This is a genomic window from Rothia sp. 27098_8_161 (assembly GCF_041432905.1).
Classification (GTDB): domain Bacteria; phylum Actinomycetota; class Actinomycetes; order Actinomycetales; family Micrococcaceae; genus Rothia.
The window spans coordinates 54,537-76,589 of sequence record NZ_JAPWAL010000008.1 but is presented as its reverse complement, the minus strand read 5'-3'; the positions used below and the strand labels follow the sequence as shown (position 1 = coordinate 76,589).

General features: G+C 57.4%; 16 protein-coding genes. 2 read left to right on the top strand and 14 right to left on the bottom strand.

All coding sequences use genetic code 11. The annotated features are described in order from the left end of the window. The 4 genes from O3648_RS04585 to O3648_RS04570 all read right to left on the bottom strand — a co-directional run. Nucleotides 1–1,108: hypothetical protein (locus tag O3648_RS04585; RefSeq protein ID WP_371568748.1), on the bottom strand; the 1,108-nt coding region annotated here is incomplete at its 3' end. Between the two features lie 46 nt (nt 1,109–1,154). Continuing rightward, a complete protein-coding gene (locus O3648_RS04580; protein ID WP_371568746.1) occupies nt 1,155–1,730 on the bottom strand; it encodes an HIT domain-containing protein in 576 nt (191 codons plus the stop codon). Between the two features lie 87 nt (nt 1,731–1,817). Further along, nucleotides 1,818–1,949: a hypothetical protein gene (locus tag O3648_RS04575; RefSeq protein ID WP_279754113.1), complete on the bottom strand. Its 132-nt coding sequence runs from the start codon at nt 1,947–1,949 to the stop codon at nt 1,818–1,820. 447 nt (nt 1,950–2,396) lie between these two features. Then, nucleotides 2,397–3,908, bottom strand: coding sequence for a potassium channel family protein (locus tag O3648_RS04570; protein WP_371568745.1), 1,512 nt, complete (start codon nt 3,906–3,908; stop codon nt 2,397–2,399). Between the two features lie 563 nt (nt 3,909–4,471). On the opposite strand from O3648_RS04570, the gene O3648_RS04565 reads away from it, so the two are divergent. Further along, a complete protein-coding gene (locus O3648_RS04565; RefSeq protein WP_371568743.1) occupies nt 4,472–7,378 on the top strand; it encodes an FAD-binding and (Fe-S)-binding domain-containing protein in 2,907 nt (968 codons plus the stop codon). A 79-nt stretch (nt 7,379–7,457) separates the two neighbouring features. Here the strand turns inward: O3648_RS04565 and O3648_RS04560 are convergent, their stop codons facing one another. The 7 genes from O3648_RS04560 to O3648_RS04530 all read right to left on the bottom strand — a co-directional run bounded on the left by O3648_RS04560 (nt 7,458) and on the right by O3648_RS04530 (nt 15,264). Further along, nucleotides 7,458–8,411, bottom strand: coding sequence for a hypothetical protein (locus O3648_RS04560; protein WP_297604987.1), 954 nt, complete (start codon nt 8,409–8,411; stop codon nt 7,458–7,460). Next, a complete protein-coding gene (locus tag O3648_RS04555) occupies nt 8,404–9,741 on the bottom strand; it encodes an AAA family ATPase (RefSeq protein WP_371568740.1) in 1,338 nt (445 codons plus the stop codon). Before O3648_RS04555 ends, O3648_RS04560 begins: the two co-directional genes overlap by 8 nt. A gap of 310 nt (nt 9,742–10,051) precedes the next feature. Then, the gene (locus tag O3648_RS04550; RefSeq protein ID WP_371568738.1) at nt 10,052–10,321 is read right to left on the bottom strand and encodes an aminotransferase; all 270 of its coding nucleotides are present in this window, start codon (nt 10,319–10,321) and stop codon (nt 10,052–10,054) included. A gap of 551 nt (nt 10,322–10,872) precedes the next feature. Then, on the bottom strand, nt 10,873–12,906 hold the full coding sequence (thrS, locus tag O3648_RS04545; RefSeq protein ID WP_306525504.1) for a threonine--tRNA ligase: 2,034 nt from the start codon (nt 12,904–12,906) through the stop codon (nt 10,873–10,875). Nucleotides 12,907–13,038: 132 nt separating this feature from the next. Continuing rightward, complete coding sequence (locus O3648_RS04540; protein WP_371568734.1) at nt 13,039–13,482, bottom strand: ArsR/SmtB family transcription factor; 444 nt, start codon at nt 13,480–13,482, stop codon at nt 13,039–13,041. A 74-nt stretch (nt 13,483–13,556) separates the two neighbouring features. Then, a complete protein-coding gene (locus O3648_RS04535; protein WP_371568731.1) occupies nt 13,557–14,447 on the bottom strand; it encodes a fumarylacetoacetate hydrolase family protein in 891 nt (296 codons plus the stop codon). Between the two features lie 118 nt (nt 14,448–14,565). Beyond that, a complete protein-coding gene (locus tag O3648_RS04530) occupies nt 14,566–15,264 on the bottom strand; it encodes a lipoate--protein ligase family protein (protein ID WP_279740063.1) in 699 nt (232 codons plus the stop codon). A 142-nt stretch (nt 15,265–15,406) separates the two neighbouring features. Here O3648_RS04530 and O3648_RS04525 point away from each other — a divergent pair, with 142 nt between their 5' ends. Next, nucleotides 15,407–16,906 carry a glycoside hydrolase family 1 protein gene (locus tag O3648_RS04525; protein WP_371568728.1) on the top strand — a complete coding sequence of 500 codons (1,500 nt, stop codon included), beginning with the start codon at nt 15,407–15,409 and terminating at the stop codon, nt 16,904–16,906. Between the two features lie 118 nt (nt 16,907–17,024). On the opposite strand, the gene O3648_RS04520 is transcribed toward O3648_RS04525, so the two are convergent. From O3648_RS04520 to O3648_RS04510, 3 genes are all read right to left on the bottom strand, one after another. Beyond that, the gene (locus tag O3648_RS04520; protein WP_371568726.1) at nt 17,025–18,179 is read right to left on the bottom strand and encodes a GNAT family N-acetyltransferase; all 1,155 of its coding nucleotides are present in this window, start codon (nt 18,177–18,179) and stop codon (nt 17,025–17,027) included. Between the two features lie 28 nt (nt 18,180–18,207). Continuing rightward, on the bottom strand, nt 18,208–21,096 hold the full coding sequence (gene uvrA, locus O3648_RS04515) for an excinuclease ABC subunit UvrA (RefSeq protein WP_371568724.1): 2,889 nt from the start codon (nt 21,094–21,096) through the stop codon (nt 18,208–18,210). A gap of 126 nt (nt 21,097–21,222) precedes the next feature. Further along, entirely contained in the window at nt 21,223–21,996 is a 774-nt protein-coding gene (locus tag O3648_RS04510; RefSeq protein ID WP_279788989.1) for an MBL fold metallo-hydrolase, read from the bottom strand. Between the last annotated feature and the right edge of the window lie 57 nt (nt 21,997–22,053).

The following is a 22,053-nucleotide window of genomic DNA, read 5'->3' as shown; positions in this document are numbered from 1 at the left end:
AACCCTGCACTCTCACCCGCGTGAACTCCTGCGCAGGCTCCACCAGCACATTCCGCCACGCGGCAGTATTCACCAGGAACGCCGCGTCAGCATCACCGGTATGGGCGCTCAAAAACTGACCTGCCGCACCCGTACAGAAGAAACCAGCCGCTCCGCTCTCGGTTCCGGAATCGCCCAGACCAGGATCACAGGGTGCCAGCGGTTCGGGCGACTGCGCCCGCAGAGCCGCATACGGGCGGTTCATGGCAAGCGACGGAATCCACGGCTCATCCAGGGCAGTGAGCGGCACCTCCAGCTCGGTGCGCGCCAGTTCGGCGAGCGCTTCGCGAGCGCGGGCGACTGCCTCCTGGTGGGCGGTCCGAAGCTGCGCGCCGGGTAGCGGGTTCGTCCAGGCGCGGTACTTGCTCGCGACCTGTTTGACCTGCGGAATCTTCGCGAGGGCGGTCACGGCATCTTCGGCGCGGCGAATGGCCAGGCCGTCGGGTGCAAGCGCAATGTAGGTGGCGGTGGCGACCGCCTGCTCGTCCAGGCGGCGCGGGGTCGAATGTAGGGAGCTCGTGCCGACCTTGTGCGTGCCGTCGGGGAAGGTCGCGATGTAGAGGCGATGCTCCAGCATGGCGTAGGCGCGCATAGATTCGGTGAGTGTTCCGGGGTACAGGTGCGCGCTATGCAGAGCGGTAAATTCGTCGCGGGCGGTGCAGCGCGGACACTGTTGACCGCGCTGGATGCGGGTACTTTCGGGGCAGGGTACACGGCGGATTCCGGCGGAGACTCCCCGGGTTTCGGGAGCTGCGTCATCGCTTACGCCGATGGTGTAGCCGGCGCAGTAGCGGTAGGGCTCCCCCTCACTATCGCGTGGAATGCGCAACCCCAGGTAGGCTCCGGGGGTCAGCGAAATCTGGATGCGAACCCCACTCGGAACGCCACGCTGCGCGGGCACGACCGGTTCTACCTCAATGAGCGGGCGGCGATTTGACCAGCGAATCTGCCTCCAGATGAGTAGCTGCGTCGCGCCTGCAAAATTACCGGTAGCACCGGCATTATTATCGTGAGCGGGCACAGCACTAAACTCATCGAAAGCAGTCTCAAGCAGATTGGGGTAGTCCATAGCATTCCACTCTAGCGGACCGAAGTTTCTATCGGCCCTGCACCCCTTAGCTGAGGTGAGCAAACCCCTCCGCAATAGCCACACGCATATCATCCAGCGTGCGTGACATGGTCTTGGTGTGAGCGATAATCGGCAGGAAATTCGTGTCCCCACTCCAGCGCGGCAGAATATGCTGATGCAGGTGATCAGCAATGCCCGCGCCGCCCACCTTACCCTGATTCATGCCGATATTGAAGCCGTCATTATGCGAAACTTCGCGCAGAACCTTCATGGCGAGCTGGGTCAGCTGCGCAATCTCAATAGTTTCCGCCTCGGTCGCATCATCGTAGAACGGGATGTGGCGGTACGGGCAGATGAGCAGGTGCCCGGGATTGTACGGGTAGAGATTGAGAATCACAAAAGCGTGCTCGCCACGGTGCACAATCAGCGACTCCTCGTCACTGCGGCTGGGCGCAGTGCAGAAGGGGCAGGTCTTCTCGGTGTAGTCCTTCTGGCCGCCACTCACGTAGGCGGTGCGGTGAGGGGTCCACAGGCGCTGGAACTGGTCCGGTGCGCCGGGTAGCTCGAAGGAATCCTGCACCGAGGCTGCGGTGCTGTGCTCGGGGGTCGTGTTCTCGCTCATAGTCCCATTCTATAGCCCGCACGCAGCAACGGGAATGCCCGGTCCGTCATGCGTGCCAGATATGAGATAACTCCCCCGGCAGCGCGCCTAGCCGTGAAGCTTTTCCAGGCGAATGATACGGGTGGCACCCTCAAAGGTCATGGGGAAAAACAGCACGCCGTCTTCTAGGATGAATTCCTTGGCTTCCTGGTCGGAGGCGTTATTCGTGCGGATGCGCACGCGGTGAGGGTGAGCGCGCCGAGTATTACGAGCGCACTCAGAGTGGACTTAGGTGCCAGAAAAGTGTCCTAACAGAGTATGTGTTTGAGTGAGTTTGTGAGTTGAGTGGTGCCTCCTGCCCGTGAGTGAGGTGGGGATACGACAACACCCCGTAGCGTATTTGGGCTACAGGGTGCTCGGTCATCGGCACGTAGCTAGTTTATATGCTCTGGCTAGGAGTTTCATTAGTGACGGTTATTTTTTAAAAGATCGTTTGGTTACATTAGACCTTAAGTTAAGTGGTTTATTCACACAAGAACCCCAATGTGCCCTCTGCGCGGGCTCATTTTGCTCCGACAAGCCACAACATGACATCTGGCGAAGGCTTTCCGAATTTCTACCGCGGATTTCCACCACACCACAGGCAAAACCCACGATTTCGCTACAGATAACAGCAGAACTCAACAACTATTTGTGAGAGCGCAACGCGAACTTCTCACGAATAATCGTGAGCGTCTGGCGAGTCTCCTCCAGCAGGGCGACCGGCTCCTGCTCACACACCGCAACCTCATGAGAGGTCGAGGGATTGGCGGGTTCAGCATCATCTGGAGCAGCACCCACGGCGGTAAAATCGGCGGCACTAAAACCGGCGCGGCGTGCCGCCTCCGGAGGGATCGGGTGCACATTGTCTTCATCCACAACCTCACGCAGGGTGTAGTCGTGGGCTTCACGGCGCGCATACTCACGAGCCAGCAAGGCACGCAACTCAGAAATCTCCTGGCGAAGATCATCCACGTCAGCCTTGGTTGCGGGGTACTCCTGCTCCTCCCTGCCACCAATCTTTTCGATAATCCAGCTGGCAAGCGCACCAGTCGCGACCGCGACCAAACCCACGCCGTACAGCATGACGACCACTGCGATAACCCTGCCAATACCGGTAATCGGGTAGACGTCGCCGTAACCGACCGTGGCGAGGGTCGTGAACGTCCACCAGTAGGCGGTGGGCAGGTCACGAATCATCGCGCCCGGCTCGGAGGACTCCACCGAATAGATCGCCAGGGCGAACATGATGATGAAGATCGCGGTGTATCCGAAGAGCTTCATCGCCAGCTCTGAGAGCCTCTTATATTGGCGGTTGGTGGTCATGTAAATCATGGCGAGGAAGCTGACAATACGCCACGCCGGCAACAACACAATCGCCAGGTTCATCAGGTTATGTGTGATGAAGTAGAGTCGCCGCGGCGCCAAGTACAGGCGAATGCAGTAGTCGGCGGCGAATAGGCCCCACAGGATCATCTGAATGATGTTGAGGTACGCATCGTACGGCTCCTGGATGCGCGTACTCATGATGGGTGCGGCAAACGCGAGCAGGTACAGTACGGACGCCACGAACATGGGTCGGGAGGAACGTTCCTCCCACGCCACCAGGTTCTTCTCACCGCGGTACTTGCTGAGCGTGCGGAATAAGCGGGTGCGCGGGGCGCGGAGCGGCGGGTCCGTGACGGTGCGGGTGACCGTGCGGATGGTCGTGGTGTGCGTTTCAGGTTCGCCCGCGTCAATAATCTCGGCGAAACCATCAGGGTTACCCGGGGAGCTTGCTTTCTGGGTGCCCGCTTTCGGGTCGCCCTGCTTGCCGCGCGGGTGATGCGTGGTGCGGGTGATGCGGCGCTCCTCGCGGTGCGTGCCGTCCGGCGCGTCGGTGGTGGCGTATTCTTCGACGACCTCTTCGTAGTCGTCGTCGGGGTCCAGGTCGGTGGAGTAGACGGAGTGGGTGCTGTCCAGGCAGGCGCTATCAATCTGTACGGCTTCAACCTGTACTGCCTCCATGCGGGGAGCGGTAGCCTCCGCCGAGGCAGAATCAGCCGGGCTGCTCGCTGCGGTATTGCCTGAGATATTGCCCGGGATATTGTCCTCCGACGCATTGGGTGCTGTGCCGTTCTTTACCGTGTTTTCTACATGGTTCTGTTCCGCCTTATCCATAGTGTGAATGATACTCCGCGCCGTTGCGTTTGCGTTTCTATTTCGTTGCGCTGTGACCTTGTGCTGTGACCTTTGGGCGGCGGTCATTGAGGGCCCGGCGGCGCCCGCCTCCTAGTTGTATGTGGAGTTTAAGCGTCGCGGTGAGCCAGAGGGAACGATGAAGGTTTCGGTTTCGGACGGTTCGGGTACCACGGTTGAGGTGGTTGCTGGCGGTTCGGGTGAGGGTGCGTGCTTCGGCGGGTTCTCCCCTGTTCTGTGGTCTGGTGACTTCTGATAGTACTGCTAGCTGGAATGTTACGGCCCTCGACGGCCGTACCTAAGAGCACCCGCAGCGTTCAGAATGTGGTGGGTGCGCCTCCGCAGGCCCGGGCGTATTCCCCGCGGAAAACCAGCAAATACGCGGCAAACCTGCGCATCGGCACGGTGTATAACCCACCCCCCCCTTTATGGCGACAAGTAGTCGCCAAGCTTAGCCATAGCTAACCGGAAAAGACGGCGTTCAAAGGAAGATACTGGAATAAGGACAGCATTCACACACCTGTCACCAGTAAGGAAGCAAGATCATGACCGTCGTGTCAAACACGTCCGAAGCACTCAAGTCCCCCTACGAGGACACCCTCAAGCGCCTACTCTCCGATGCGCGCGCAGAAGCCGTCGAATCCAGCGTCTCCGAACTCGAGCGCCTGGCAATTTCCCACGACGCATCCCACTACCTGCTCGTGCCCGCAGGACTGATCCGCCCCGATTCTGCCGAAGATGTCGCCAACATTTTCCGTGCAGCCGGTGATTTGGGACTGCCGCTGACTTTCCGCTCCGGCGGTACTTCCCTCTCCGGCCAGTCCAGCGGCGACGGCCTGATGGTCGACACCCGCCGCCACTTCAAGAAGATTGAGGTCCTTGAAGACGGCAAGAAGGTCCGTGTGCAGCCCGGCGCAACCATCATGATGGTCAACAACTACCTGGCACCTTACGGCTACAAGCTCGGCCCCGACCCGGCATCCTGGTCCGCATGCACCGTCGGCGGCGTGGTTGCGAACAACTCCTCCGGCATGTCTTCGGGCACCAAGTACAACACCTACAACACCCTCGACTCCATGGTGTTCGTGCTGCCCAGCGGCACCATCATTGATACCGCTGAGCCGGACGCTGACCAGAAGTTGCGCTCTCTCGAACCTGAACTTCACGAGGGTCTGCTACGCCTGCGCAAGCGCGTGCTTGAGAACCCCGAATCCATGGCGAAGATTCGCCAGCAGTACTCCATGAAGAACACCATGGGTTACGGCCTGAACTCCCTGGTCGACTTTGAAACCCCCGTGGACATTCTGCAGCACCTGCTGATTGGTTCGGAAGGCACCCTCGGTTTTGTTGCTTCGGCAACCTACCGCACCCTGCCGATTCTGAAGAACATTTCCACCGGCCTGCTCGTATTCGACAACCTCATTGACGCGGCACGCTCCGTGCCCGAACTGGTCGCCAACAAGCTCGCGACCGTCGAGCTGATGGACGCCACCAGTATTCGTGTGGCTCAGCGTACCGGTCAGGCTGCGGAGGCGCTCGCCGCCATCGACGTGAAGGACCACGCCGCCCTTCTGGTTGAGTTCCAGGGCAACTCCGAGCAGGAACTGATCGACCTTGCCGCCGTAGCAGCACCCATGTTTAAGAGCCTGCCGGTGGCTTCGCCGGTGTCGATGACCAGCAAGCTGTCTGAGCGTAACGCCCTGTGGGCGGCACGCCGCGGCCTGTACACCACCGTTGCGGGCAACCGCCCCTCCGGCACGAACGCGCTGCTTGAAGACGTGGTTGTGCCCGTCGAGGTTCTGGGCAACACCTGTAGCGACCTGACCAAGCTGTTCGACGCACACGGCTATAAGGATTCCGTGATTTTCGGTCACGCGAAGGATGGTAACATCCACTTCATGCTGAATGAGCAGTTCCGCGACCCGAAGCAGCTGGACCGCTACCGCGAGTTCACCGAAGAAATGGTTCAGCTGATCCTCGGTAACGACGGCTCGCTGAAGGCTGAGCACGGCACCGGTCGCATCATGGCTCCGTTCGTGAGCCGCCAGTTCGGTGAGGAACTCTTCGACGTAATGCGCCAAATCAAGCGCCTCATCGACCCGAAGGGCTTCATGAACCCCGGCGTGCTGATTACCGCGCCGGACACCGACTATGTAACCGACCTGAAGGTCGCTGAGACCGTAGAGGAAGAAGTCGACCGCTGCGTGGAGTGCGGCTACTGTGAGCCGGTCTGCCCCTCCCGCAACCTGACTTTGACCCCGCGCCAGCGCATCGTGATGCGCCGTGAAATTGCCGCCGCCGAGGTGAACGGCGACCACGAGCTCGCCGAGCGTCTGCGCAAGGAGTACGAGTACAACGGCATTGACACCTGCGCCGTGGACGGCATGTGCCAGACCCGATGCCCCGTGAACATCAACACCGGTGACCTGATTCGCCGCCTGCGTTCTGAGAACCAGGACAAGCTGGCCGCCACCGGCTGGAAGGTTGCCGCACAGCAGTGGGGCGTCATGGATAAGGTCGCCGGCAAGGCCCTGACCGTGGCGAAGAAGCTGCCGTTCCCCGTGGTTCACGGCACCACCAACATTGCCCGCAAGGTCATGGGCGACGACACGGTCCCCTCCTACAAGAAGGACCTGCCGGTCGGTGGCCCGGCGCGTAAGCCGCACAAGGACGCAACCGCTGAGATTGTGTTCTTCCCCGCCTGCGTGAACTCCATGTTCGGCGGCGTGGACGGCGACGGCAAGCACGACCCGGTCAACGCAACTCAGGCGTTCATCCGCCTGTGTGAGCGTGCGGGTGTGAAGTACCGCATCCCGGACAATATTGGTGAAATGTGCTGCTCCACCCCGTGGAAGTCGAAGGGCTTCACCGACGGCTACTCGATTATGAGCGACCGCGTGCTGAAGTCCCTGTGGGAGGCTACTGACGGTGGCCGCCTGCCGGTCGTGTGTGACGCTTCGTCCTGTACTGAGGGCCTTGAGGTGATGCGCGAGAAGGTTATTAAGGCGCTTGAGCACAAGATCGTGAACGGCCTGAAGCCGGGCGAGCCGGACTACTCGCGTCTGCGCATGTACGATGCGGTTCAGTTCGCCGCCGATAACATGCTGGATAAGCTGAGCGTGTCTGCTCCCCTGCCGTCGATTGCGTTGCACCCGACCTGCTCCATGACTCACTTGGGTACTCAGCCTGCGTTTGAGAAGATTGCGAACGCGATGAGTGACGACGTGTACGTTCCGAAGCACTGGGGTTGCTGTGGCTACGCGGGTGACCGCGGTATGTTGCACCCGGAGCTGACTGCGAGCGCTACCGAGGCGGAAGCTGCCGAGCTGAGCGAGCAGAAGCAGTTCGCCGCATACATTTCGGCTAACCGAACCTGTGAGCAGGGCATGACGGAGGCGACCGGCCATACCTACCAGAACGTGCTGCAGCTGCTGGAACGCACCACCCGCTAAAAGGTTGAGCGCATAGCGGCATAAAAGAAGGGACCCGGCGGGCTATCTTATGTGATAGTCCGCCGGGTCCCCGCTTTTATTATTTAGCTGTCAAATTATATAAATCTTCAATCCTCTTACGCAATGCTTGAAAGAGAGAGTCATGTTCGTACATTCTTTTTTCTATATATGCATCTCGAATATACTGCTCTATATACTCAACCTTTTGTCTTGCATATCGTAAAATCAACTCACCTTCTCTTTTTGCAACAATTTGCCTAACAGCAGCCGCAATATCATGACCGTAAGCATACACGCGCGGGTCTACATTATCACCATCCATCAATTCCAATATCTCCCGCATTTCACCACTAACAGGAAGACCCACAAAATCAATAAATAAATCTATAGACAGGTTATCCGGATTTGCATCTATATAATCTGAAAGTTTTTGATGCAATCTCCAAGCTGCCTTATTCATACTCTCCGGATTCTTCTGCTGATTCAATTTGCATCTATGAAAATATAAAAACCTTAGATAAAACCTAAGAAATTCATAGCAACTATCCAATAAATCCAAATTTCCACCATATTTATCCTTATTTAACCCACATAATATCTCATCTGAAAAACCATAGCTTTCGACAGCGGGAAAATCTGTAAAAAATAAAGAATCCAGATGTGAATATCTTTCAACTTCAGATTCTGTCATCAAGTCCCTGTCTGATATATATATTCTACGGACATCATCTTTATATTTCTCGGCCGCATCTCTTATCTTCTGACAGTTACCAGGGCCAGAAGCCTTCACGCTCTTATCATCATTTATTTTCTTAATTTTTATAGCTAACTTTCTGTGCGCAGACTCTAATTTTGAATACATTCGCCATTTATCATAAAATGTATAATCATCTGGGCCTTCAACATGTATTATAAAAGTATTTGGAGATTCTGAGTCTCGACCGCTTTCCACAAAACGTTCAGTTCTCTCCTTTTCCTGTTCTTCCAGTGAATAAGGAGGTTTTTGCCCTGAGCTATTCTCCAAATTACCCATTTTCAATACCCCAATTTCTTTTAGGCATAGAAACATCAATTTCATCAAAATCTTCAAGAATTAGCGGTGAGTGTGTAGCCATAACAATCTGGAGATTTGACTCATATGCACAATCTTGAACGTACTTTACAAACAGTCTTTGCCATTGGATCCCTAGAGAAATTTCCGGTTCATCAATAACCAGTAATGAGTCTCCCCTAGTAGCAGAAACAATTACTTTTGCAAGAAGGAATATAACATGCTTCTCACCACTGGAAAGCTTATCAAACCGAATATCTCTTCCATCTAGCTTATCTTCTGAAACAATATTTGAATGCACCCCAAATCCTTCTTGCATACTATAATTAATCTCTTTATCTCGAAACATTGTATTAATTGATTCAATAAACGATCCAATTAAGCGTGCTGCTGGAGAAACATCTTGAATCTTTTCCTCAAGACTATCAAAATAAGGCATCAATATTTCATAAAGATTCATAAATTGTTTAGCATTTATTCTTGGTGGACTACTTACAGTGTCTTTAATTGAATCATACTCAGCAAAATTAATTAATTTATATTCATTAACCAAATCCTTATACTCCAAACTGTCAATTTCTTTTATTTTTTGGAGGATTTTATTTTTTGCCTCCGTACCATTGCGTACAGAATCATAGTTATTATTAAATATATTTTTAACAATTTGAGAATAGACTCCCATGCTCCCCCTCGAAGCAATTGTCATTCTTTGGGCGTTGCGAATCAATGAGTTACTCAATTCATCAAGTACAGATTCAATAACAATGTCTAAAGGATCATAATCCATATCCGAATCATTGCGGTGCCTCATTCTCCATTTAATCCTGGCAATACGACTTGCTTGGGTCTCATCCACATCATTTAGCCTGTTCGTTCCAAGATACACAGAATTTCCCGTGTACTTGCGTATATTTAAACATATATCACGATACTTGCCCTGGATTTCATCACCTAGTTCCGGGTCTGAAATATTTTTCAAATCACTAGGATTCAACTCACTAGAGAAAACAATTTCATTTGACTCATTGTATATATCTAAATCAATAGACTTATTAATTCCTCTAACAAATGAGATTCTTTTGCCAGAGGCCTTTAAATCCAATTTATTGAAAGGTATCGAAAATATTTTCTGAAGCTCTGTGCTACTTTTAGATGTAACACAATAAATCAATCTCAAAAGATTAGTTTTTCCGCATCCATTTTCGGAATAAATCGCCTTCAGTTCAGGATTACCTTCCATAAAATTAATCTCGTAATCATATAATCCAATTATTCCTTTTACCGATATTTTTTCTATCTTTCCAGTATCCATTATTGGTTCCTCCTTGAATTAACGAATCGGCATATCCATAGGACCGGCACACATGCTGTGCTGATACCGTTCCTCGGACACCTTTATCCGGTACTGACATGTGACGGTGCTGTACAAATCTAGTATGTATGACACCACTGCCTACCCTAGCATGTAACGACTCACTCGAACCTTTAAAAGATGTGCTGTGACAGAATATTTCTCAATACGAATCTCAGCTGTCACAATCCCCATCAATGCAGAAAAGACCCGGCGGATACTACTTCTTTGGTATCCGCCGGGTCTTCTGCTAGTTTTAGGATTACCCCGCCTAATTGCTCTCACTGTCGAAGAGGCGGGCGCAAAGCTCCCCGTCAGCCTCAGTCACGATAATGACAGGTTTACCGCCCGCAACCTTGCGTGCACGGTCGAGTACGTCAGCCTCATCTTCGCCGGGAGCCACAGGGATAACATGGCACTCCCCTCCCGCCTTCTGCGCAGCGAGCGCAACAAGTGCCTTATGCTCCGGGTTTCGGCGAGCAGACAGATTGAAACGCCCCGCAACACGAGCCCGTTCCTTCATCACATCAACGCTTGCCATACCTTCACCCTTTCAAATGCACTTCAACAGCAAAGTCTACTACTTCTTCGTAAACAAACTTTGCTTCCCAAAAAACCCGGCGGGCTATCTTATGTGATAGTCCACCGGGTCAGATGTTGTCTGTTACAGCACCTATTTTCGACTATTAAGTAGTCCAATAATCAATACTGCTATTGAGATACCGTAGAGAATTCCAAGCACTAGGTCACTGGCATTTGACACTGCGTTCAAGATAATTGCCAGGATCAAGAACAGCATCCCAACAGGAACATACTTATTCGACTTCATACGCTCGTGCTCCCTCAATAATCAACAGCGATACATCATTTTCAAGACCATCCAGCTACCCATTTTCTGAATGGCTATGGATGTTCGCCTTACTACCACATTAGCAATCTGAAGCTAAAAACTAGCCCACGACACAACTTTCTGCACCCAACCGCACTCCCCCACCCGCGCCTCCTCAATACACGCAAAAACCACCCCCTCCGCAGCTTGTCGCCGCAAAGGGGGTGGTTTTCTATATAGCTAGGTTAGAAGCCTAACCCTTATTACTCAGCAGCTTCGGTGCTGGGCTTGGGGTCTTCGTTCACGCGGTTGCGGATATGCTCCACAATACGTGCCACAGCCTCATCCACGGGCACACCGTTCTCCTGCTTGTTACCGCGGAAACGGAACGAAACAGCGCCGTGCTCCGCATCCTCACCGCCAGCAATCAGAATGAACGGAACCTTCTCAGTGGACGCAGTACGGATCTTCTTGGTGAAGCGGTCCGAACCGTAATCCACCTCAACACGCACGCCGTGCGCACGCAGCTTATCCGCAATCTCGGTCATGTAGTCGTTGAACGCCTCAGCCACCGGCACACCAATTACCTGGACCGGTGCCAGCCACGCCGGGAACGCGCCCGCATAGTGCTCAGTCAGCACACCCAAGAAGCGCTCAATCGAGCCGAACTTCGCCGAGTGAATCATGACCGGCTCCTGCACGGTACCGTCCGCAGCCTGGTACTCCAGACCGAAACGGCTCGGCTGGTTAAAATCGTACTGCACGGTCGACATCTGCCAGGTACGGCCAATCGCATCCTTCGCCTGAACCGAAATCTTCGGACCGTAGAACGCAGCACCACCCGGATCCGGAACGAGCTCCAGACCGGTCTCCTTCGCAACCTGCTCCAGAACCGCGGTAGCCGCCTCCCACTGCTCATCGGTACCGATGAACTTATCCTTCTTATCGCCCTCAGTGTCGCGGGTGGACAGCTCAAGGTAGAAGTCAGTCATACCGAAGTCCTCAAGCAGGCTCAGCATGAACTTCAGCAGGTGACGAACCTCGTCCGGTGCCTGCTCCTTCGTCACATACGAGTGGGAGTCATCCTGGCTAATCATGCGCACGCGGGTCAAGCCCTGCAGCACACCGGACTTCTCGTCACGGTACACGGTGCCGAATTCGAAGAAACGCAACGGCAGCTCACGGTACGAACGGCCACGAGAACGGTAAATCTCGTTGTGCATCGGGCAGTTCATAGCCTTCAGACGGTAGTTACCGTTATCCAACTCCATGGAGGGGAACATGCCGTCCGCATAGTACGGAAGGTGACCGGAAGTGTAGAACAGGTCTTCCTTCGAAATGTGCGGGGTGCTGACGTACTGGAAACCTTCCTGAATGTGGCGGGTACGCACGTAGTCTTCCATCTCGCGCTTAATCACGCCACCCTTAGGATGAATCACCGGCAGGCCGGGGCCAATGTTCTTCGGGAAAGAGAACAGGTCCAGCTCACGACCCAGACGGCGGTGGTCACGGCGCTCCGCCTCAGCGATGCGCTCCTTGTATGCCACCAGCTCGTCCTTAGTCGGCCAAGCGGTACCGTAAATACGCTGCAGCATGGGGTTCTTCTCAGAACCGCGCCAGTACGCGCCACCGGCACGCATCAGAGCGTAACCGTTAGCGATCAGCTTGGTGTTCGGCAGGTGCGGGCCGCGGCAGAGGTCCTTCCAGACGGTCTCGCCGGTCTTCGGGTGCACGTTGTCGTAGATGGTGATTTCACCCTCGCCGACCTCCACGGATGCGCCCTCGGCAGCATCCGCACCAGAACCGGGGCCCTGGGTCAGGGAGAGCAGCTCCAGCTTGTACGGCTCGTTCGCCATCTCAGCAACAGCCTCGTCGTGGGTGACCACGCGGCGGCGGAACAGCTGACCGGACTTGATGATCTTAATCATCGACTTCTCGATCTTCTTCAGATCTTCCGGGGTGAACGGCTCAGCCACATCAAAGTCAAAGTAGAAGCCGTCAGTAATGTACGGGCCGATGCCCAGCTTAGCGTCCTTGCGGTACTCCTGCACCGCCTGCGCCATCACGTGCGCAGCGGAGTGGCGCAGAACGTTCAGGCCGTCCGGTTCGTGAATAAAAACCGGCTCAACGGAATCGCCAGCAGACAGCTCGTGGGAGAGATCAACCAGCACGCCGTTCACGCGTGCCACAACGATCTTCGGGTCGTCAGCGAACAGCTCAGCGGCAGTCTTCGCGGTGACCTCGCGCTCCTCACCAGAAACGCTAATAACAATTGCTGAAGAATCAGCGGCAGACATAAGTCTCCTTAACTCAGGCGCAAGCGTGCCACTGGGGGCGCCGCGGGTGCGCATACTATTCCGCATTGTACTGGTGCACGGACACACACCATCTTACAACGGCTCCCAGCCAACGCTCAGCTTGAGGGCAGACTAGTCCGCATGATGCTCACGCGTATGCTCATACACGTCAACCACAATGTGGCTAATATGGTCGTCCTTCAGACGGTAAATGGTGGTGCGGCCCTGCTGCTCACGGTCAATCACGTGCGCCTCACGCAGGATGCGCAGGTGATGCGATGCGAGCGGCTGCGAAATGCCCAGACATGTGTACAGTTCGCTCACGCTATGCGGGCGGTGCATCAGGTGGTGTGCAATCGCCAGGCGTAGCGGGTTCGCGAGCGCAGAGAAAATCGCCACGGACGGGCCGAACTGTTCCTCCCAGTCTTTGGGGCCGCTGCCTTCGAGGAGGGGAGCGTTAGCGGGCACCTCATGGGCATGCTCAGCTACATGCGCCGCCACATGTTCTGCGGGGTGGTGGGTGTTAGTTTCGGTCTGTTTTGTCTGATGGTGGTCTGTGTGATGGCTCTGAGTCATAGTATTTTCACCTTAAGTACAGGAAAGGGGGCACGTCAAGAAAGTGCCACTTGCAGAGCTACCCAGCTGCAGAGTTACAATGCGCCCGCCTCCGAACAGACATTCACCAGTTCACCAATACCTTCAATGCGGGTGCGCACCGTCTGACCCGGCTTCAACCACTGACGCGGATGTAACGACAGGCCAACCCCGGCGGGGGTACCCGTCGCCACCAAATCACCCGGCTCCAGAGTCATGAACCGCGAAATATAGGACAGTAGCTGCGCCGGGGTGAACACCATATTCGCCGTCGTGCCGCGCTGACGCACCACGCCATCCACCTCGCAGACCAGCTCCAGGCCAGCAACCGGGTCAACCTCATCGGGGCTCACAATCACCGGGCCGAAGGGGGTCATCGCATCCCAATTCTTGCCCTGGAACCATTCCGAGGAACGGCCCTGCCAGTCACGCACCGACACATCGTTCATGATCGTGTACCCCATCAGGGCCTCGAGTGCCTGCTCTTCCGTGGCGTTACGCAGGCGAGCGCCAATGACCAGGCAGAGCTCAACCTCCCAATCGATTTTCGTGCTGCCGGTGCCGTCATCGGCGGGCATGCGGATCTGCTCACCGGGACCAATCAGTGCATTCGGGAACTTTGCGAACAGCGCCGGGTGCTCGGGCACTTCAAGGTTCATTTCCGCGGCGTGGTCGCGGTAGTTCAGGCCGGCACACACAATCTTGCCGGGCTTATCCAGCGGGCGAATAAAGGGCAGGGAGTTCCACAGTTCCTCGCCGTGACCCATAACAGTCGCGCCGTTCTCCTTCAGGATCGCCACGGCGTTCTTCGGATCGCCAAAGTTCAGGCGGAACCGGCTGTAGAAATTCAGTAGCGGACTGAGCTTCGCCGGAAGCTCGTACACGGTCTCTTCGAAAAAGCAGACCGCGCGGCTGCCCTTCGAGTCTTTAATCTGTGCCCAACGCATAGATGCTCCTTCGCTTCAGGTAGGGGTAGTTTGAGGTGGGTTAGAGGTAAAAGTCAGAGGTAAAAATGAGCGAAATCAGCCCTGTGAATCACTCCAGCGAATCGCTCAGTAAGCCGCTTCAGCGAAAACCGTTTTGGGCGTACACCTCAACAATGGCGTCTTCCAGGTCTTCCATAAGCAGAGCGGGGTTCGCATCCTGCGCCGCACCGACCGTGGCGGGGTCCAGCTCCATGCCGAGGGCACGGTACACATCCGCGGTGACCGCCCGCAGTGGTGCAGAATCAGAGACCACAATGCCGGTGCTGAACCACCAGCCGCCGGTCACCACACGCTGGGCGGTACCGACCAGCTTAATGCGGCCACCACCTGCGGAGGCGGGAAGCTGCGCGTGCACCGAATACTCGCCGGGGCAGTACTCCCCCGGGATTTCGCCCATGCGTGCATCCACGCCAACTTCGCGTAGCGCCTGTGCATACATGGAACCGAACAGTTCGTAGCGTAGGGTGTTGCCGCTGCGGGCGTCGGAGGCGGGCTGAAAATGGTCCACGACCAGGCACCCCTGATGGTAGGCGGCGGCATGCCCGCCGACCTTGCGCACCAGCACCTCAAAACCGTGCTCGGCGCACGCCGCGGAGGCAGCCGCGAAGCCGGGGTTCAGTTCGTCACGGCGGCCGAACGCAACCGTCGGGTTCGGCTGATATATGCGTAGGGTTGCTTCACGCTGCCCGCTTGCCACCTCGCGGAGCATCTGCACCGTCTGATCGTGGTGAATGAGGATATCGCCGGATTCGGGGCCGGTCTCTCGAATAATCTGCACGTTCCTATTTTACGGTTACGCCCGCCACAGGTCCTACGGCTCCCCACATTACGAAAACGCCCACCTGGGTAGCTAAAACCTAGTAATCCCCCTCCCCCTCCGCTAGGGTAGAAGAAAAGCCCAAAATACCTTGGAGGATGCCGTGCATCAGGGCCAGCACATCACCGCCCAAACCACCGCGCTACCGCGCGTCAGCACTGAACAGCGCACTAGCCCGGCGGTGACTGAGCCGCAGCCGCTCGGCACGTTCCCTGACGGTTTTCTCTTCGGAGGTGCCACCGCCGCCAACCAGTTCGAGGGCGCCTGGAACGAAGACGGCAAGGGCCCCAGCCTGCAAGATGTGCTGCCCGCCGGCGGCCTGTACCCGCGCACCGCCGAACCCACCGAGGACAACCTCAAACTGGAAGGCATCGACTTCTATCACCGCTATCGCGAAGACATCGCCCTGCTCGCGGAGATGGGCTTCAAGGTCTTCCGTTTCTCCATCGCCTGGTCACGTATCTTCCCTCGTGGCGACGAAGAAACCCCGAACGAGGCGGGCCTCGCCTTCTACGACCGCGTGCTCGACGAGCTCGAGAAGCACGGCATGGAACCGCTCATCACCCTCAGCCACTATGAAACCCCGCTGCACCTGGTCGAGCAGTACAACGGCTGGACCAGCCGCGAACTCATTGGTTTCTACGAACGCTACGCCCGCACCGTGTTCGCCCGCTACGGCAAGCGCGTGAAGTACTGGCTGACCTTCAACGAAATCAACTCGATGCTGCACCTTCCGTTCATGTCCGGCGGCATCAACACCCCGGCAGATCAGCTCAGCGACACCGACCTGTACCAGGCGATGCACCACGAGCTGGTCGCATCCGCGCGTGCCACCGCTGCGGCACGCAAACTGGCACCGGGGGCACAGATCGGCTGCATGATTCTAGCCATGCCCACCTACCCGCTCACCCCCGACCCCGCCGACGTACTCGCCGCACTGCAGGCGGAGCAGGCGAACTTCGCGTTCGGTGACGTGCACGTGCGCGGCACATACCCAGGCTACTTCCTGCGTGCCCTGCGTGAGAAGGGCGTGGAGCTGAACATCACCGAGCAGGACCGCGAGGACCTGAAGAACACCGTAGATTTCGTGTCGTTCAGCTACTACATGTCTACCTGTGCGACCGGTGATCCGGCACGAGGCGAGCGCGGCGAAGGCAACATCCTCGGCGGCGTAGTGAACCCGACCCTGCCCGCCAGCGAATGGGGCTGGCAGATCGACCCGACCGGTCTGCGTGTGGTCCTCAACCAGTATTGGGACCGCTGGCAAAAGCCGCTGTTCATCGTGGAGAACGGCCTGGGTGCCCGTGACGAGCTGGTCAAAGTGAACGGTGAGTTCACCGTGGAAGACGACTACCGCATCGACTACCTGCGCCAGCACCTGCACGCGGTACGCGAGGCGATTGAGGACGGCGTGAACGTGCTCGGCTACACCACCTGGGGTTGCATCGACATGATTAGCGCCTCCACCGCGCAGATGTCCAAGCGCTACGGGTTCATCTACGTGGACCGCAACGACGACGGCACTGGCACCCTGGCGCGCTACCGCAAGAAGTCCTTCCACTGGTACCGAGAGGTGATTGCCAGCAACGGCGCGGAGCTGTAACCGGTCAGGCTCTAGAAGTTGTTCCTTATGCGGCGACTCTAGACTCTGAACCCCGCGAAATGAGCACATAAAAAGCCCCCGGGACTCTGAATCTCGGGGGCTTTTTCATATATAACACTTAGTCCATGGGCAGGTCATTCAGACTGGTCGAGACGTACTCCCACCAGGTCGGCACCAACCCGGCATTCATCGCAACCCTCTGCGAGAGGATATGCGACGGGCTTGTACCGTAGAACGGCAGGTACCCTTCCGCCAGGGTCAGACGTGCGGCATCACGCACCAGCACGCTGGCGATGCCAGCACCGCGCCAGGAGGGCAGCACGTCAATACCGATTTGGCGCATTATCGGCGAATCATCGCTCACACCCACGAGGGCGATAGGGTCTGTGAGCGCAGGGTCGCTCTCCCCTGCCACAGTTACTTCGGATGCCTCAGATGCATTCTCTTCCACTGGGTATGCGGCGAGCACCAACACATCCGGGCGGGTCACGCTAAAGCCCAGCGCATTCGAGTAGCGCTTATCCCCACGGAAACGCTCAAACTGCTCAGCGTCCAGCAGCTCCACGCACAGGCGAGTTACGCGCGCCTCCGTGTCCTCCGGGTCAACCTCAAGCGCGCCCGCGGAGGCGTTTGCCTCCCTGCGGATGGTGCGCTCGCCGGTGATTTCGGCAAGCAGCGCCGCCTTCAGTTCGGCAGGGTCAACGCGGCGCATCATACCCACACCGGGTACGGCGCACTTGACTTCCTGCGCCTGCACGCCCTCGGGTACGACCGATTTCAGCAGGGCGCGGCCGGGCGTGTAGTAGACGCTCGTGCCGCTGACCTGCAGCGTGTAAGGGGTAACCAGTTCGTTGAGCTGGCGCAGCGGCGCGTAGTCGCCCAGCCAGTTCGACTGGTCTCCAAGCATGTAGTCGATGGCCCTGTCGAGCACGCGCGGATGCTTGGCGCAGAGAATGCCAACGCTCGCGTAGTTGGCGACGCGCAACTCCCATATGTCGTCGTTGCGGCGACGTGCGGCGCCCATCTTCTCGGAGGGCGGCTGCACGGTGGCGAGTAGCGGCAGGCTTTCGGCTTCCGGGTAGTCGCGTAGCTCTTCGAGGGCGCGGCTAATCGAGCCGGGTGCCTGGCAGAAATCCGCCTCCAGCTGGGTGTGCAGGATGTGCCGGGCACGGTCCGCGGTGGTCACAGCGCCTCGGTTCATAGCTCCCCGGTTCACAGCGCCGCGGGTTGCCTGAGCTCCCCGAGTGGGTTCGGTTCCTTGAGTATCAGTCACGTAGGTTTCCTCTAGGTCAAGTTCTCGACTAGTTCAGGATCTCGGCAAGGAACACACCGGTGTGCGAGCCCTTCACCTGAGCCACCTGTTCCGGGGTACCTTCAGCAATCACGGTGCCGCCGCCACTACCACCTTCGGGCCCCATGTCGATAATCCAGTCGGCACACTTGACCACGTCCAGGTTGTGCTCGATGGTGATGACGCTATTGCCCTTGTCAACCAGCGATTGCAGCACGGTGAGCAGCTTGCGGATATCTTCAAAGTGCAGGCCGGTGGTCGGCTCATCCAGCACGTAGATGGAGCGGCCGTTGGAGCGCTTCTGCAATTCGGTTGCAAGCTTCACGCGCTGCGCTTCACCGCCGGAGAGGGTGGTTGCAGGCTGGCCCAGGCGAATGTAGCCCAGGCCCACATCCACAAGGGTGTTCAGGTGGCGCGCAATCGGGGTGAATGCGGCAAAGAACTCTGCGGCTTCTTCCACGGGCATTTCGATTACGTCGGCAATGGTCTTGCCCTTGTAGTACACTTCGAGGGTTTCGCGGTTGTAGCGCTTGCCGTGGCAGGTTTCGCAGGGTACGTACACGTCCGGCAGGAAGTTCATTTCAATCTTCAGGGTGCCGTCGCCGGAACAGTCCTCACAGCGGCCACCCTTGACGTTGAAGGAGAATCGGCCGGGGGTGTAGCCGCGCATTTTCGCTTCGCTGGTCTCTGCGAACAGCTTGCGGATATGGTCGAACACGCCAGTGTAGGTGGCGGGGTTCGAGCGCGGGGTGCGACCGATGGGCGACTGGTCCACGTGAATGACCTTGTCCAGGTGTTCCAGGCCGTCGATGCTCTTGTGGCGGCCGGGTACCTGCTTGGCGCCATTGAGCTTGTTCGCCAGGGAGGTGTACAGAATGTCATTGACGAGGGTGGACTTACCCGAGCCAGACACGCCGGTCACCGCGGTAAATACGCCCAGCGGGAAGGACACGGTCACGTTCTTGAGGTTGTTTTCGCGGGCGCCGCGCACGGTCAGCTGACGCTTCTTGTCCACGGGGCGGCGGGATGCGGGCACCTCAATAGTGCGGCGGCCAGCCATGTAGTCGCCGGTAATGGACTTGGTGTTCTTCAGCAACTCCTCAAAGCTGCCGGAGTGCACGATTTCACCGCCGTGCTCGCCGGCGCCGGGTCCTACATCCACGATCCAGTCGGCTTCACGCATGGTGTCTTCGTCATGCTCGACCACAATAAGCGTGTTACCCATATCGCGCAGCTTGGTGAGGGTTTCGATGAGGCGGCGGTTATCGCGCTGGTGCAGACCAATAGAGGGCTCGTCGAGCACGTAGAGCACGCCAACCAGACCCGAACCGATCTGGGTTGCGAGGCGGATGCGCTGCGCCTCACCGCCGGAGAGCGTACCGGCGGAGCGTGAGAGGGTCAGGTAGTCCAGCCCCACGTCCAGCAGGAACTGCAGGCGCGCGTCAATTTCCTTGAGGACCTGCTCACCAATCTTGGCTTCACGGGCGCTGAGCTGCAGGCCACGCACAAAGCTAAGTGCGTCAGCTAGGGACAGGTCGGTAATATCTGCGATGGACTTGCCGCCAACCTTCACGCCGAGGATGGTCGGGTTCAGGCGCGCGCCGCCGCAGGAGGGGCAGGCGACCTGACGCATGTACTGTTCGTAGCGGTCGCGGGCGAAGTCCGATTCGGTTTCTTCGTGCTTGCGCTTGATGTACGCCTTCACGCCCTCGAATCCGGAAGTGTAGCGGCGTTCGCGGCCGAATCGGTTGCGGTAGGACACCTCAACCTTATAGTCCTTACCGTCCAGAATGGCAGCGCGGGTCTTGGCGGGCAGGTCTTTGAAGGGGGTGTTCAGGTCGAAGCCGAGCTCCTCCCCCAGACCCGCGAGCAGGCGCAGCCAGTATTCGGTGGTTGCTTTGCCCTGCGACCAGGGAGCGATAGCGCCCTCGCCGAGGGTCAGGTCGGGGTTGGGTACGAGCAGGTCAGTGTCCACTTCCAGGCGCGAGCCGATGCCGTCGCAGGCGCTACACGCACCGAACGGCGAGTTGAAGGAGAAGGCTCGCGGCTCAATCGTGTCGATCTGCAGCGGGTGGTTGTTGGGACAGGCGAGGTTTTCACTGAAGGAGCGGGTGCGTTCGGGGTCGTCCTGCTCACGATCCACGAAGTCGATGAGCACGCGGCCATCAGCAAGCTTGAGCGCGGTTTCGATAGAGTCGGTCAGGCGCTGGTGAATACCGTCCTTGATGACGATGCGGTCGACGACCACCTCGATGGTGTGCTTGTACTGCTTGGCGAGCTTGGGCGGGTCGGAGAGCTGCACGGTTTCACCGTCCACGCGGGCGCGCGAGTAGCCCTGGGTCAGCAGGTCCTTGAAGAGGTCAACGAACTCGCCCTTACGTGCGCTGACGACGGGCGCGAGGATCTGCAGGCGGGTGCGTTCGGGGTACTCCTGCAGAATGTCCACGATTTGCTGTGGGGTCTGCTGCGTAATTTCTTCGCCACATTCGGGGCAGTGCGGGTGGCCGATGCGCGCCCAGAGCAGACGCATGTAGTCGTAGATTTCGGTGATGGTACCGACGGTTGAGCGCGGGTTTTTGGAGGTGGACTTCTGGTCGATAGACACCGCCGGGGAGAGGCCCTCGATGAAGTCTACATCGGGCTTATCGACCTGTCCGAGGAACATACGTGCGTAGGAGGACAGCGACTCAACGTAGCGGCGCTGACCTTCCGCAAAGATGGTGTCGAAGGCGAGGGAGGACTTACCGGAGCCGGAGAGTCCGGTGAAGACGACCATTGCATCACGCGGAATGGTGAGGTCTACGTTCTTGAGGTTGTTTTCGCGGGCACCCTGAACCCGGATGCTGGTCAGATCGTTCGCTTTGAGTGCGGTGCTACCGTATGCAGGGCGGGGTGTCATCGAAAATCCTTTCGTCTTATCTTCGAACTTAAATTCTACACCCTCATGCCTTTCACCGGCGGGATTATGCGACCGGTGAAGGCCTGAGGGTGCAGTACTTATATGAGGCGGACTGACAGGCACGGTTTACCAGCCGCGGGTTGCCCAGTCTTCCAGGTGTGGGCGCTCGTCACCGAGAGTGGTGGAGCGGCCGTGGCCGGGCAGCACGATTGCGTCATCTTCAAAGCCGCCGAAGAGCTTTTCGAGCACATTGGAGAAGAGTTCACCGAACTGCTGCGGGGAGTCGGTCTTGCCCACGCCGCCGGGGAAGAGAGTATCACCGGTGAATAGCAGGGTTGCGGGGGTGCCGTCTTCCCAGCTGGTTTCCAGGGTGTAGACGATGGATCCGGGGGTGTGGCCAGGCACGTGCAGCGAGCGGATGACGGTGTCGGAGCGGTAGAAGTCGAAGCTTTCGCCGCCGGCCAGCTCCTCTTCGACGGTGTAGTCTTCCTGCTCCTTAATAGCGGCTGCGTCAGCTGCACCTGCGGAGGTGACGGCACCGGTGAGGTGGTCGAGCTCCTTAATAGCGCGAATATGGTCCCAGTGGCCGTGGGTGACAAGGATGCCGGTCAGACCGACTGCCCGGGGCCTAAGGGAGTTGAAGTCCTCTTCCTTCTCCATAACGCGCACGCGACGGTCTTCCGAGTCAGTCAGTTCCAGCTGCGGGCAATCGTTCAGAAGCGCATCGAGGGTGTAGGCATAGAGTTCTTCTGCCTCGTCTGCGGGGTCGATAAGCACCTGCTCACCGGTGGCGCGCATGGTGATGAGGTAGACGCTGTTGTCCATCTCGGAGACGCTGAACGCTCGGACAGTCAGTTCGGGGTTTTCAAAGATGAGGGTTGGTTCGGGGTAAGTAGTCATAGTTCCAGTGTAGGGGTTCCCACATTGCAGGAGGAGTCTATATAGAGCACTTCCCTG